This is a genomic window from Streptomyces sp. NPDC050535 (genome assembly GCF_044457665.1).
In the GTDB taxonomy this organism is placed as follows: Bacteria; Actinomycetota; Actinomycetes; order Streptomycetales; family Streptomycetaceae; genus Streptomyces.
The window spans coordinates 161,933-175,199 of record NZ_JBITHE010000005.1; the positions used below are offsets into that span (position 1 = coordinate 161,933).

General features: G+C 70.5%; 12 protein-coding genes. 7 read left to right on the top strand and 5 right to left on the bottom strand.

The window, feature by feature from the left end:
- Positions 1-138 precede the first annotated feature (138 nt).
- Positions 139-2,340 carry a SpoIIE family protein phosphatase gene (locus ACIBLC_RS13865; RefSeq protein ID WP_399211114.1) on the top strand — a complete coding sequence of 734 codons (2,202 nt, stop codon included), beginning with the start codon at positions 139-141 and terminating at the stop codon, positions 2,338-2,340.
- Here the strand turns inward: ACIBLC_RS13865 and ACIBLC_RS13870 are convergent.
- The 3 genes from ACIBLC_RS13870 to ACIBLC_RS13880 form a co-directional block, all read right to left on the bottom strand.
- Positions 2,280-3,356 carry an AI-2E family transporter gene (locus tag ACIBLC_RS13870; RefSeq protein WP_399211115.1) on the bottom strand — a complete coding sequence of 359 codons (1,077 nt, stop codon included), beginning with the start codon at positions 3,354-3,356 and terminating at the stop codon, positions 2,280-2,282. The two genes, ACIBLC_RS13865 and ACIBLC_RS13870, sit on opposite strands and share 61 nt — an antisense overlap.
- 200 nt (positions 3,357-3,556) lie before the next feature.
- On the bottom strand, positions 3,557-4,528 hold the full coding sequence (locus ACIBLC_RS13875; protein ID WP_399211116.1) for a pirin family protein: 972 nt from the start codon (positions 4,526-4,528) through the stop codon (positions 3,557-3,559).
- A 147-nt stretch (positions 4,529-4,675) separates the two neighbouring features.
- Entirely contained in the window at positions 4,676-5,176 is a 501-nt protein-coding gene (locus ACIBLC_RS13880) for an SseB family protein (protein ID WP_329546583.1), read from the bottom strand.
- A 230-nt stretch (positions 5,177-5,406) separates the two neighbouring features.
- Between ACIBLC_RS13880 and ACIBLC_RS13885 the strand changes: the two genes are divergently transcribed.
- The 3 genes from ACIBLC_RS13885 (at position 5,407) to ACIBLC_RS13895 (ending at position 9,072) form a co-directional block, all read left to right on the top strand.
- A complete protein-coding gene (locus ACIBLC_RS13885) occupies positions 5,407-7,248 on the top strand; it encodes an acyl-CoA dehydrogenase (RefSeq protein WP_399211117.1) in 1,842 nt (613 codons plus the stop codon).
- A gap of 170 nt (positions 7,249-7,418) precedes the next feature.
- Positions 7,419-8,726 (top strand): M18 family aminopeptidase, encoded by a 1,308-nt coding sequence (locus ACIBLC_RS13890; RefSeq protein WP_399211118.1) that lies wholly within the window; start codon positions 7,419-7,421, stop codon positions 8,724-8,726.
- 100 nt (positions 8,727-8,826) lie between these two features.
- Complete coding sequence (locus tag ACIBLC_RS13895) at positions 8,827-9,072, top strand: DUF6458 family protein (RefSeq protein WP_399211119.1); 246 nt, start codon at positions 8,827-8,829, stop codon at positions 9,070-9,072.
- A gap of 166 nt (positions 9,073-9,238) precedes the next feature.
- Here the strand turns inward: ACIBLC_RS13895 and ACIBLC_RS13900 are convergent, their stop codons facing one another.
- The gene (locus tag ACIBLC_RS13900) at positions 9,239-9,631 is read right to left on the bottom strand and encodes a cupin domain-containing protein (RefSeq protein WP_399211120.1); all 393 of its coding nucleotides are present in this window, start codon (positions 9,629-9,631) and stop codon (positions 9,239-9,241) included.
- Positions 9,632-9,835: 204 nt separating this feature from the next.
- On the opposite strand from ACIBLC_RS13900, the gene ACIBLC_RS13905 reads away from it, so the two are divergent.
- On the top strand, positions 9,836-10,795 hold the full coding sequence (locus ACIBLC_RS13905; protein WP_399211414.1) for a GlxA family transcriptional regulator: 960 nt from the start codon (positions 9,836-9,838) through the stop codon (positions 10,793-10,795).
- Positions 10,792-11,286 carry an LURP-one-related/scramblase family protein gene (locus ACIBLC_RS13910; protein ID WP_399211121.1) on the top strand — a complete coding sequence of 165 codons (495 nt, stop codon included), beginning with the start codon at positions 10,792-10,794 and terminating at the stop codon, positions 11,284-11,286. The genes ACIBLC_RS13905 and ACIBLC_RS13910 overlap by 4 nt, the downstream gene beginning before the upstream one ends.
- Positions 11,287-11,390: 104 nt before the next feature.
- On the opposite strand, the gene ACIBLC_RS13915 is transcribed toward ACIBLC_RS13910, so the two are convergent.
- A complete protein-coding gene (locus ACIBLC_RS13915) occupies positions 11,391-12,203 on the bottom strand; it encodes a carbon-nitrogen family hydrolase (protein WP_399211122.1) in 813 nt (270 codons plus the stop codon).
- 154 nt (positions 12,204-12,357) lie between these two features.
- On the opposite strand from ACIBLC_RS13915, the gene ACIBLC_RS13920 reads away from it, so the two are divergent.
- Positions 12,358-13,182, top strand: coding sequence for a maleylpyruvate isomerase family mycothiol-dependent enzyme (locus ACIBLC_RS13920; protein ID WP_399211123.1), 825 nt, complete (start codon positions 12,358-12,360; stop codon positions 13,180-13,182).
- The last annotated feature ends 85 nt before the right edge of the window (positions 13,183-13,267 follow it).

Below are 13,267 nucleotides of genomic sequence, written 5' to 3' on the forward strand. Positions count from 1 at the left end.
TCGTGCTCTGTTTCACGTGAAACTTCCCCAAGAGTACCGGCCACACCAAGATCACTCCGCCCGATATCCGCCGCATACCGCCGTACCCCCGCCAGGCCTAGGTGGCAGGTCCGGATCACCTCTCCCTACAGTGGGTCAATGCGCACTGGTGAGCCCCTGCCCGCACTGGGGGACGTCCTGGCCGCCCTCGCGACCGGTCTGTGGCGCTGGGACAACGGCAAGGGACGGATCACGTTCGACGCCGAGGCCGCCCGGCTCATCGGGCTGCCCGCGGAGACCACGACCCTCACGGAGGGAAGCGTGCGGGCCCGCTTCCACCCCATCGACTGGAACGAGGTCCACGGGGTCGTCCAGCTCGCCCTCGTCGAGGACTCCATCGCCGAGGTCCGGATGCGGGTCATGGACGTGCAGGGCCGGGTGATCCGTACCGTACGCAGCCGCTCCAAGCCGGTCCTGGACCCCACGAACGGGGAGTTCGAGCTGTTCGGCACCCTCCAGGAGGTCACCGATCCCTCACCGGCCACCGCCGCCCGCGCACCCGTCACGGGTGACTGGCGGCGCTCGCGCGAGGCGTTCCTGCTCGACGCGGGGCGCGCGCTGGCGGAGGCGCGGTCCACGGCGGAGGTGCTGCGGGTCGCGGCCGGCCTGTCGATGCCGGGATTCTCGCCGGACGGTCTGGCCGTCTTCGGCGCGGAGGGCGACCGGCTGACGGTCATCGGGCATCACGGCCAGCAGCCGGGCGACGAGGGCCCGTTCTCCCACATGTCCCTCGCCACGGACTATCCGGCCGCCGAAGTCGTACGGACCGGCCGCGCCGTCTACCTCTCCTCCCCGGAGGGCTACAAGGAGCGCTATCCCGTCTCCTGGCCGCTGGCCCGGCACTTCGACCGGCAGTCCTGGGCGTTCCTGCCGCTGACCGTCGCGGGCCGCACGATGGGCGCGTGGATGGCGGCCTTCAAGTACCCCGTCACCTTCACGCCCGACGAACGCGCGGTCCTGACGACCGTGGCCCGCATGCTCGCCCAGGCCCTCTCCCGCGCCGGTGCCGCCGAGACCCAGCGGGAGCTGACCGACGGCCTCCAGCGCTCGATGATGCCGACGCTGGGCCCCCAGATGCCGGGCATGACGGTCGCCGCGCGCTACGTCCCCACCGGCGGCGGGCTCCAGGTAGGCGGCGACTGGTACGACATGATCCCGCTCCCGACCGGCCGGTTCGCCCTCGTCATCGGCGACGTGCAGGGCCATGACGTCCGCGCGGCGGGCCTGATGGGCCAGCTCCGGATCGCCCTGCGCGCGTACGCCTCCGAGGGCCACCGCCCGGACGCGGTGCTCTCCCGGGCCTCCCGCTTCCTGTACGGGGTCACGGACTCGGTGACGTACGGGTCGAGCGACGGCGGTGAGAGCGAGGGCGACGCGGGGGACATGCGCTTCGCGACCTGCCTGTACGTCGAGGTCGACCCGGCGACGGGGACGCTGGACATCGCCCGTGCCGGACATCCGGACCCGGCGATACGCATGGCGGACGGGACGGTGCTGACGCGGCCCACCGCGGGCGGGCTGCCGCTCGGCATCGACCCGGACGCCGACTATCCGACGACGCGGCTCGTGCTCGAGCCCGGCGAGACCATGCTGATCTGCACGGACGGGCTGATCGAGACCGGCGGTCACGACCTCGACACCGGCTGGCGGCGCATCCGCCGGATCCTGGAGTCCCACGACGGCGACATGGAGACCCTCGCCGACGCCCTGGTACAGGCCGTCCACGGGCCCTCCTCGCACCACACCCCCGGTCCGCTGGTGGACCGGCGCGAGGACGACATAGCGGTGCTGCTGCTGTGCCGGATGGGACCGGGATGCGGCTGCGGCGACCCGGTCACGGCGATACGGCCCCTCGGACGGCGCACGGTGCTGACCGTGGCGCAGGCCGAGCCCGAGGGCGTCGCGACCGCCCGCCAGCAGGTGCGGGAACTCCTCCACGACTGGGCGTCCGAGGACCAGCTCGACTCCGCCGTGCTCCTGGTCTCCGAAATGATGACGAACGTCCTCGTGCACACGGACGCCGACGCCCTCCTCGTCGCCGAGGTCACCGGCGAGATGACCGGCGAGGGCGGCAAGCGCCGGATGCGGGTGGAGGTCACCGACGCCAGCGACGACCTGCCGCACAAGCGGGACCCCGGCGAGCTGGCCTCCTCCGGGCGCGGGCTGGTCCTCGTGGAACTCCTCGCGGACCTGTGGGGGGTGGATCCGCGGGGGCAGGGGAAGAGCATCTGGTTCGAGTTCTACGAGCCGGCTCCCGACGCCTCGGCCGGCCCTGTCACCCCTGACGCCTTCGACGAGTAGCGCGTCCGCAGCTCCGACAGCACCCCGAACGCCGCCGCCGTCAGCGGTACGGCGAGCAGCATGCCCAGGACCCCCGCGACGGACGCTCCCGCGGTGATCGCCAGCATCACCACCGCCGGATGCATCTGCACGGTCCGGCTCTGGATCGCCGGCTGGAGCACATGCCCCTCGAGAACCTGCACGGCGAGCACGACCCCGAGCGCCCACAGCGCGATGACGAACCCCCGGTCCGCCAGCGCGACCAGGACGGCCACGGCACCGGAGAGGCACGCGCCGAGGTACGGGATGTACGCGCCCACGAAGACCAGCGCGCCCAGGCCCACGGCGCCCGGGACGTCGAGGACCAGCAGCCCGACCGTGATGCACACGGCGTCGATGAACGCGATGATCGTCGTCCCGCGCATGAAGCCCTCGACGGCCTCGAAGGCGCGGCGGGCCATCGCTTCGACGGTGTCGGCCGTGCCGCGCGGCGCCAGTGAGCGCAGGGCCCCCACCGCCCGGTGTGAGTCCCGGAGGAAGAAGAAGACGAGCAGCAGGGCCAGCACCGCCATGGCGATCACCTCGCCGACGACGCTGATCCCGCTGATGACCCCGGAGGCCGCCGTACCGCCGAACTTGGACAGCAGTTCCCTGGCGTTGGTCGCGAGGTCGTCGAGCGAGGTGCCCGCCGCTCCGAAGTGGTCGGAGAGCGACTGGGCGGCCTGCTTGAGCGAGGCCACGATCTCGTCGCCGGTGTCGATGAGCGCGGCGACGACGATGTAGACGGCCCCGCCGACCACCGCCACGACCGCGACACAGGTGAGCCCGGCGGCAACCGAGCGGTTCACCCCGGCCCTCACCAGCCGCTGGTGGAGCGGTCCCAGCAACGCCGTCCCCAACAGCGCGAGGAGCACCGGCACGACGGCCGTCCTGACCTGGGAGCACAGTTCGATCCCGACCCAGCCGACCCCGGCGGCCAGCAGAACGACGGCACACCAGGCACCGACCCGCCGGGCCCCTTCGGGAAGTAGCAGCACAGCACCACCTGACCACGTGTCAGACAGCGAGTCACCTCGGAACGGCCGAACGGAGGAGCGGCGGCTCGGCCACGGGCGTACGAACGCGAAGGGCCCCGTCCGGAACCCGGACGGGGCCTGCGCGCACTCGTTCCCGCTCGTACTCGATCACGCCTGCTCCCGCACTCGGCCAGGCGTGATCAGCCTCGGTCAGCGGAGGCTCACAGCCCGCCCTCGGTCATCCCGTGCACCGCGGGGACGGTGCCCAGGCGGCCCTTCTGGAAGTCCTCGAAGGCCTGCTGGAGTTCGTCACGGGTGTTCATGACGAAGGGGCCGTAGTGGGCCATCGGCTCACGGATGGGCCGGCCGCCGAGGAGCACGACCTCCAGGTCCGGGGTGTTGGAGTCCTGCTGCTCGTCCGCGCGGACGGTCAGCGAGGTGCCGGTGCCGAAGACGGCGGTCTGGCCGGCGTGCACCGGACGCCGCTCCGCACCGACGCTGCCGCGGCCGGCGAGGACGTACGCGAGGCCGTTGAAGTCCTCGCGCCACGGGAGGGTCAGCTCCGCGCCGGGCGCCACGGTCGCGTGGACCATGGTGATCGGCGTGTGCGTGATGCCCGGACCCTGGTGCCCGTCGAGCTCACCGGCGATGACGCGGAGCAGCGCGCCGCCGTCGGCGGTCGAGAGCAGCTGGACCTGGCCGCCACGGATGTCCTGGTACCTCGGGGCCATCATCTTGTCCTTGGCCGGGAGGTTCACCCACAGCTGGAGACCGTGGAAGAGACCGCCGGACAGGACGAGCGACTCCGGCGGAGCCTCGATGTGCAGGAGGCCCGAGCCCGCGGTCATCCACTGGGTGTCACCGTTGGTGATGGTGCCGCCACCGCCGTTGGAGTCCTTGTGGTCGAAGACGCCGTCGATGATGTAGGTGACGGTCTCGAAGCCGCGGTGCGGGTGCCAGGGGGTGCCCTTCGGCTCTCCCGGCGCGTACTCCACCTCACCCATCTGGTCCATCATGATGAACGGGTCGAGGTGGCGGTAGTTGATCCCGGCGAACGCACGGCGGACCGGGAAACCCTCGCCCTCGAACCCGCTGGGCGCGGTCGTCACGGTGAGCACCGGGCGGGCCACGGCGTCGGTGGACGCGGCCACACGGGGCAGGGTCAACGGGTTCTCGACGGTCACTGCAGGCATGTCGGTACCTCCTTGTGCGTTCACTTTAGTTGATTGTTGAACTTTCTGCTACCCGTAACGGCGAACGCCCGGAGGGCATTCCCTCCGGGCGTTCGCCGTGTCCGTCGCTACGGGCAGGGCAGTTCGGCCGTCTGCGCGGCGATGGCGCTAGCCGTACATACGGCGCATCGCGAAGTCCACCATCTGCTCCACCGCCTTGGCGTCGAACACCATGCGGTGCTCGCCCTCCATGTCGACCACGAAGCCGTAGCCGGTGGGGAGCAGGTCGATCACCTCGGCGCCGGTGATCACGAAGTACTTGGACTCCTTGCCGGCGTACCGGCGGAGCTCCTTGAGCGAGGTGAACATGGGGATGACCGGCTGCTGGGTGTTGTGCAGCGCGAGGAAGCCGGGGTTGTCGCCGCGCGGGCAGTACACCTTCGACGTGGCGAAGACCTGCTGGAAGTCCTCGGCGGCCATGGATCCCGTGGTGAACGCGCGAACCGCGTCCGCGAGGGACGGCGGAGACGGCTCGGGATAGAGCGGCGGCTGCTGCCCGTACCCGCCGGGCATCTGGCCGCCCGGCATCTGTCCGGGCATCTGCTGCTGGGGCGCGGCGTACCCCTGTTGTGCGGCAGTTCCGTCCGCGTGCTGGCCGTATCCGTACATGGGCGCAAGCGTACCGAGGCCACCGGGCGGGCGGGCCGGTACGGGGCTACCCACGGTCCCGGCGCGAGGGCCGCCGGGGTCGCGGTCTGACGCCTCACATATGTCCGTCCGGGGTTGCGTCTTATTACCGACGGGTAGCATCATCGTAGCTACTAGCTGGTACGTGTAACGAGGCCGTGAGCTCTCCCCGAGGTGCTCCGGCCTCCCCGATCCCTTACGGAGCCGTCGCCATGGGGCACTACAAGTCGAATCTCCGCGACATCGAGTTCAACCTCTTCGAGGTGCTCGGGCGCGACAAGCTGTACGGCACCGGCCCGTTCGCGGAGATGGACGTCGAGACCGCCAGGAGCATCCTCGAGGAGCTGACCAGGCTCTCGGAGAACGAGCTGGCCGAGTCCTTCGCGGACGCCGACCGCAACCCGCCCGTCTTCGACCCGGAGACCAGCACCGCGCCGGTACCGGCGTCCTTCAAAAAGTCGTACAAAGCCTTCATGGACTCCGAGTACTGGCGTCTGGGGCTGCCCGAGGAGATCGGCGGCACGACCGCCCCCGCGTCCCTGATCTGGGCGTACGCGGAGCTGATCCTCGGCGCCAACCCGGCTGTCTGGATGTACTCGTCCGGGCCGGCCTTCGCGGGGATCCTCTTCGACGAGGGCAATGACGTACAGAAGAAGATCGCCAAGATCGCGGTGGACCGGACCTGGGGTTCGACCATGGTCCTCACCGAGCCCGACGCGGGCTCCGACGTGGGCGCCGGGCGCACCAGGGCGGTCGAGCAGGAGGACGGCTCCTGGCACATCGAGGGCGTGAAGCGGTTCATCACCTCCGGTGAGCACGACATGGAGGAGAACATCCTTCACTACGTGCTGGCCCGTCCCGAGGGTGCCGGTCCCGGCACGAAGGGGCTGTCCCTCTTCCTCGTACCGAAGTACCTCTTCGACTTCGAGACCGGCGAGCTGGGCGAGCGCAACGGCGTGTACGCCACGAACGTCGAGCACAAGATGGGGATCAAGGCCTCCAACACCTGCGAGATGACCTTCGGCGACCGGCACCCCGCCAAGGGCTGGCTGATCGGCGACAAGCACGACGGCATCCGCCAGATGTTCCGGATCATCGAGTTCGCCCGCATGATGGTCGGCACGAAGGCCATCTCGACGCTGTCGACGGGGTACCTGAACGCCCTGGAGTACGCCAAGGAGCGCGTCCAGGGTCCCGACCTGGCGAACTTCATGGACAAGGCCGCGCCCAAGGTCACCATCACGCACCACCCGGACGTACGCCGCTCGCTGATCACGCAGAAGGCGTACGCCGAGGGCATGCGCGCGCTGGTGCTGCACACCGCGGCCGTCCAGGACGAGATCGCGGTCAGGGCCGCGGCGGGCGAGGACACCGCGCGCCTGCACGCCCTCAACGACCTGCTCCTGCCGATCGTGAAGGGCTACGGCTCCGAGAAGGGCTACGAGCAGCTCGCCCAGTCCCTCCAGACCTACGGCGGCTCCGGGTTCCTCCAGGAGTACCCGATCGAGCAGTACATCCGCGACGCCAAGATCGACACCCTGTACGAGGGCACGACCGCGATCCAGGGCCAGGACTTCTTCTTCCGGAAGATCGTCCGCAACCAGGGCGCGGCGCTGAACTCCCTCGCCGAGGACATCAAGGAGTTCCTGGCGCTCGGCACGGGCGGCGAGGAGCTCTCCGCGGCCCGCGAGCAGCTCGCCGAGGCGGCCGTCGAGCTGGAGGCCATCGTCGGCCTCATGCTCACCGACCTCGCGGCGACCGAGCAGGATGTCAAGAACATCTACAAGGTGGGCCTGAACACGACCCGGCTGCTCATGGCCTCCGGTGACGTGGTCGTCGGCTATCTGCTGCTGCGCGGTGCCGCGGTCGCCGCCGAGCGGCTGGAGAAGGCCTCGACGAAGGCCGTCTCCGCCAAGGACGTCGCCTTCTACACCGGCAAGATCGCGGCAGCCAAGTTCTTCGCCGCCACCGTCCTGCCGGGTGTCACCGGTGCGCGCAAGCTCGCCGAGGGTGTCGACCTGGACCTGATGGAGCTGGACGAGGCGGCCTTCTAGGGCCCGGGGCCCAAAGCCTCGTCGCGTAGCACTCCGGGACAGGGCGGACACCTGACCGGAAGCTGTCCTTCCGGTCAGGTGTCCGGTCATGTCCGCCCTTCACAACCCCGTTACGAGGGCCCACTCCCATCCCCGGGAGTGGGCCCTTGAGCGTAGTTAAGGTGAACCCCATGAGCACTCCCTCCCGCTTCGACCGCGGCCACACCGACGACCTCATGCCGTTCCTCGCGGCGAGCCCGACGCCGTACCACGCGGTGGCGAACGCCGCCGAGCGGCTGGAGAAGGCCGGATTCCGTCAGGTCGCCGAGACCGACGCGTGGGAGGGGACGAGCGGCGGGAAGTACGTGCTGCGCGGGGGGGCGCTCATCGCCTGGTACGTGCCCGAGGGCGCCGAGGCGCACACCCCGTTCCGGATCGTGGGCGCGCACACCGACTCCCCCAACCTGCGGGTGAAACCGCGCCCGGACAGCGGCGCGCACGGCTGGCGGCAGGTGGCCGTGGAGATCTACGGCGGGCCGCTGATGAACTCCTGGCTGGACCGGGACCTGGGCCTGGCGGGCCGGCTGACGCTGCGGGACGGCTCGACGCGCCTGGTGGACATCGACCGGCCGCTGCTGCGGGTGCCCCAACTCGCCGTCCATCTGGACCGTTCCGTGTCCACCGAGGGCCTGAAGCTGGACAAGCAGCGTCATCTCCAGCCCGTCTGGGGTCTGGGCGACGACGTCCGCGACGGCGACCTGATCGCGTTCCTGGAGGAGGAGTCGGGGCTGGCGGCAGGCGAGGTGACCGGCTGGGACCTGATGACCCACTCCGTCGAACCGCCCGCCTACCTGGGCCGCGACGAGGAGCTGCTGGCGGGCCCGCGCATGGACAACCTGGTGTCCGTGCACGCGGGTGCGGCGGCGCTGGCTGCGGTCGGCACGGCCGACTCCGGGCAGTCCTACCTCCCGTACATCCCCGTCCTCGCCGCCTTCGACCACGAGGAGAACGGCTCGCAGAGCGACACCGGCGCCGACGGGCCTCTGCTGGGCGGGGTCCTGGAACGTTCGGTGTTCGCGCGCGGAGGCGCGTACGAGGACCGGGCGCGAGCCTTCGCCGGCAGCGTCTGTCTGTCCTCCGACACGGGTCACGCCGTCCACCCCAACTACGCGGAGCGGCACGACCCGACGCACCACCCGCGCGCGGGCGGCGGCCCCATCCTCAAGGTGAACGTCAACAACCGCTACGCCACGGACGGTTCGGGCCGCGCGGTCTTCGCCGCCGCCTGCGAGAAGGCCGGCGTGCCCTTCCAGTCCTTCGTCTCCAACAACGCCATGCCCTGCGGCACCACGATCGGCCCCATCACCGCGGCCCGGCACGGAATCAAGACCGTCGACATCGGGATCGCCATCCTGTCCATGCACAGCGCGCGCGAACTGTGCGCCGCCGAGGACCCGTTCCTGCTGGCCAACGCGATGGTGGCGTTCCTGGAGGGCTAGCGGGACCGGATGCCTCCACATCCGGCGCATGGTCAGGTCCCTTGCGGGTACTTGGAGTTGGCCAGAACGACACCGAGTGGAATGCAGGGAGGCGACACCCATGGGCCTGGGCGGATGCATCATTCTGATTGCCGCAGGAGCGATCCTCACCTTCGCGACCGACTGGGACATGCAGGGGGTCAACCTCGACCTGGTCGGCCTCATCTTCATGATCGTCGGACTGATCGGGGTCGCGACGTTCAGCAGCATGGCCAGGCGCAGGCGCGTGGTGATGCAGCCGAGCACCCCGGTGATCGAGGAGGAGCGCCCCCACCGGGGCGGCTACAACGACGGCTACGGCGCCTGAGCAAGGCGTTTGAGCAGGACTCTTGAGCACGGCTCTTGAGCGTGCGGAGCGGATCGGGCGCGGGAGAGATCGATTCCCGCGCCCTCGCCGTTGCCGGGACCTAGGTCCTGTCGTCAAATTCCCGTCTGCCGCGCTCCGGGCGACGACGGGAATTTGACGACAGGACCTAGGCCAGGGTGTGGCCCGTCGTCGCGTCCACGTGGTCCGGAACCTCTTCGTGGCGGTCGCCGACGGTGAGGGTGCCGGTGGGCTCGAACATCAGGATCGAGGCGCCGGTGGAGGCGGTCGGCTTGTGTTCGGTGCCGCGCGGGACCGTGAAGACGGAACCCCTGGGCAGGACGACCGTCCGCTCACCAGCCGGCTCCCGCAGGGCGATGGCCAGCTCGCCGTCCAGGACCAGGAAGAACTCGTCCGTGTGGTCGTGCACGTGCCAGACGTGTTCGCCCTCGACCTTGGCCACGCGTACGTCGTAGTCGTTGACGGCGGTGACGATGCGAGGGCTCCAGAGGTCGGAGAAGGAGGCGAGGGCGGCGGTCAGGGAGACGGGTTCGTTGGCCATACCGTCATCCTCGGCGGTGGTCCGCCCGCCGCACGAGTGCTAGAAATCGCACATGCCGCAAGGATCCTCGCACGGCCCGTCGCCGGTGCCATCCCAACCACCCTCGCCGGTGCCACCCCGACACCTCTCGCCGGTGCCGACGCGGCAGCCTTCGCCCGCGCCGCCGCCGTACCCGACGCCGGCACGCCCCCGCACCGCGTCGCCGTGATCATCGACGAGGGTACGAACCCGTTCGAGGTAGGTGTCGCGACCGAGTTGTTCGGGCTGCCGCGGCCCGAGCTGGGCAGGCCTGAGCCGCTGTACGAGCTGACCCTGTGCGGCCCCGCGCCCGGCGTGCGGATGAACCACGGGTTCTTCTCGCTGGCCGGCCTGCCGGGGCTCGACTCGGTGGACGACGCGGACACCCTGATCGTGCCGGGCCGCCCGGACAACGTCGTACCGCGCCCCGCCGCCGTGCGCGCCGCGATCCGGCGTGCCCACGCGCGCGGCACCCGGATCGTGAGCTTCTGCACCGGCACCTTCGCGCTCGCCGAGGCCGGGCTGCTCGACGGGCGCCGGGCCACCACCCACTGGCGCTGGGCGGACTCCTTCCGCGAACTGCATCCGAAGGTCCTGCTGGAGCCCGACGTGCTCTTCGTGGACGAGGGAGACGTGCTGACGGCGGCCGGCAGCGCGGCCGCGCTGGATCTCGGCCTGCACCTCGTCCGGCAGGACCACGGCGCCGAGACCGCCAACGCGGTGTCCCGGCGGCTGGTGTTCGCCGCGCACCGCGACGGCGGGCAGCGGCAGTTCGTCGAGCGGCCGATGCCCGACGTACCGGACGAGTCGCTCGCCCCGCTGCTGGCCTGGGCACAGGAACGGATCGGCGAACCGCTCACCGTCGCGGGCCTCGCGGCGCGCGCCGCGGTCAGCCCGGCCACACTGCACCGGCGCTTCCGGGCCCAGCTCGGCACCACCCCGCTGGCCTGGCTCACCGGGGAGCGCGTCGCGCTGGCCTGCCGGCTCATCGAACGCGGCGAGGAAAGGCTCGACGTCGTCGCGGCACGCAGCGGTCTGGGGACGGCCGCGAACCTGCGCGAGCGGCTGCGGCGCGCGACCGGACTCAGCCCGTCGGCCTACCGGCGGCGTTTCGGACCGCCCGCCGGGGAAGCGGTGAAGACATGAGATTCCTCGTACGCGACCGGCTCCTCGGCATCGGTGACGACTACTGGATCGAGGACGACCACGGAAACAAGGTCTTCCTCGTCGACGGCAAGGCGATGCGGCTGCGGGACACCTTCGAGCTGAAGGACACCCGCGGGCGCGTCCTCATCGACATCCACAAGAAGATGCTCGCCCTGCGCGACACGATGATCATCGAGCGGGACGGCAACCCGCTGGCGACCGTCAAACGCAAGCGCCTGTCCCTGCTCCGCAACCACTACCGGGTGTCCCTGGTCGACGGCACCGAACTCGACGTCAGCGGCAAGATCCTCGACCGCGAGTTCGCCATCGACTACGACAACGAACTCCTCGCCCAGATCTCCCGCCGCTGGCTCCATCTCCGCGACACGTACGGCGTGGACATCGTGCGGGAGGACGCCGACCAGGCACTGCTGATCGCGGTGGCGGTATGCGTGATCCACCTGGCGGAGAAGGAACGGGGGGACGACTGACCCCGGCCGGCCGGACGACCCCGGGTTCCGGCCCGGACGACCGCCGACCCCGTACAGAGCTGCCGCGGGCCCCGTGCGGGACTGCCGCCGAACCCCGGGCCGGCCTACCGTCGCGGAGTGTCCAGCCCCAGTAGCCGGTCCTTCAGCGCCGGGAACTGCTCGCGCGTGGCGGCGACCCGCGCGGGGTCGAACTCCACCGTGAGGACCTCCTCGCCGGGGCCCGCCTCCGCGAGGACCTCGCCCCAGGGGTCGATCACGATCGAGTGCCCGGCCTGCGGAACTCCCGCGTGCGTACCGGCCGTTCCACATGCGAGGACGTACGCCTGGTTCTCGACGGCACGGGCCTGGGCGAGCAGCGTCCAGTGGGAGCGGCGGCGCTCGGGCCAGCCCGCCGACACGACGAGGGTCTCGGCGCCCGCGTCGACGAGAGCGCGGAAGAGCTCGGGGAAGCGGAGGTCGTAGCAGGTGGCGAGACCGACGGTGGTGTCCGGCAGCGGGACGGTCACCAGTTCGGACCCGGCGCCCATCAGCACGGCCTCGCCCTTGTCGAAGCCGAAGCGGTGGATCTTGCGGTAGGAGGCGGCCAGTTCACCGGAGGGCGAGAAGACGAGGGAGGTGTTGTAGAGCGCGCCCGTCGCGGAGTCGCCGTCGGACACGCCCCGTTCGGGGATCGAGCCCGCGTGCAGCCACACGCCCGCGTCGCTCGCGGCCTTCGCCATCACCTCGTAGGTGGGCCCCACCAGCGGCTCCGCCTCCGCGCCGAACTCCTCGTACGCGAACGCCCCCGTGGTCCACAGCTCGGGCAGCACGACGAGATCGGCGCCGGCCTGCTCCCGTACCAGAGCCGCGACCCGCGTACGACGTGAATCGACGGATTCGGTGTCGTTTACGTCGATCTGAAGGAGAGAGGCGCGCACACTACCACCGTCCTGGCATTCGAGCCGTTGACACGGGCCTACGATCGTCACACCAAAGCACTGCCGGGGTGCCACACAGCAGCGTAACTTAGCGTCCCAAGACACCCGCTGCCTGTGCACTGCCCGCGACCAACCGCCCGAGGGGTCCCGTTCCGTGAGTCTGCATCCCAGTCTTCAGTCCTACGCCGACGCCTGGAGCCACTCGATCGAAGCGATATCCGAGCTGGTGTCGCCGCTCGTGGAAGGCCAGTGGAGCAGGTGGACGCCGTGCCCCGGCTGGTCCGTGCGCGACCTCGTCTCGCACGTCATCGGTCTGGACTCCGAGATGCTCGGCGACCCCCGCCCGATCCACACGCTCCCGCGCGACCTATACCACGTGACGAACGAACAGCAGCGGTACACGGAGATGCAGGTCGACGTGCGCCGTCACCACACCGCGCCGGAGATGACCTCCGAGCTGGAGTACACGATCATCCGCCGCAACCGCCAGCTGCGGAACGAGAACCGGCAGCCCGACACCATGGTCCGCGGCCCTCTCGGCACCCAGGTCACCCTCGAACACTCCATGCGCACCCACGCGTTCAACGTGTGGGTGCACGAGCAGGACCTGCGCGTCGCCGTCGGCCGGCCGGGTGACCTCGACTCCCCGGGCGCGTTCATCGCCCGCGACGAACTCCTCGCCGCCCTCCCGAAGGTGGTCGCCAAGGACGCCGGAGCGCCCGCGAACTCGGCGGTCGTCTTCGATGTCCACGGGCCGGTGGAGTTCCTGCGGACGGTCCGCGTCGACGCCGAGGGCAACGGCACGATAGACGGTGCGCCCTCGCTGGGCCCGGCCGCCACCCTCACCCTCGACTGGGAGACGTTCTCCCGCCTGGCCTGCGGACGGGTGACGCCCGAGGCGGTCGCCGACCGCATCAAGACGGAGGGCGACCCGGAACTGACGACGGCGATCCTCCGCAACCTCACGGTCACCAGGTAGTTCTCAGCCCCTCCGGCGTTTGAGGAGCGGGGTCTGGGGCGGAGCTCCAGGAACAAGGGACGGGTAGGGGCGGAGGGGGCGAAGA